General features: G+C 56.7%; 1 protein-coding gene. It reads right to left on the bottom strand.

Annotation, left to right across the window (positions count from 1 at the left end):
* Window positions 1-336 (bottom strand): MFS transporter (locus HX823_RS31710; protein WP_371317998.1); only part of this gene is annotated, 336 nt, incomplete at its 3' end.
* Window positions 337-432: the final 96 nt, after the last annotated feature.

The following is a 432-nucleotide window of genomic DNA, read 5'->3' as shown; positions in this document are numbered from 1 at the left end:
ACAGGGAGGTAGGAAGGCGATGACGGGGGGGCCGGCACACGTGACCAGCACCGAGATCATCATCGAGTTCTGGCGGCCGTGCTTGTCGGCCACCCGGCTGAACAGCCAGCCACCGATAGGCCGCATCAGGAAACCGGCAGCGAATACCCCGGCGGTGTTGACCAGTTGCACAGTGAGATTATCGGATGGGAAAAACGCCGGAGCGAAATAGATGGCACAGAAGGCATAGACATAAAAGTCGAGCCACTCGAGCAGGTTGCCGGAAGAAGCGCCGACGATGGCAAAGATCCTTTTGCTACGTTGCTCGCCGGTGTACGGCGTCGTTGTTGTTGTCATGTTCTCTCACTCGTAGGAGGGGTAGTTGCAGTATAGACAGACTTTGCAACAGACCTGTTCCGCAAGAACAATCGCTAAAACTGTGGGAGCTGGCTC

The sequence above is a fragment of the Pseudomonas sp. P7759 genome (genome assembly GCF_013386445.1).
Taxonomy (GTDB): Bacteria; Pseudomonadota; Gammaproteobacteria; order Pseudomonadales; family Pseudomonadaceae; genus Aquipseudomonas; species Aquipseudomonas azotoformans_A.
Note: the sequence above shows the minus strand (reverse complement) of the source record. Positions and strands in the feature narration are given on the sequence as shown.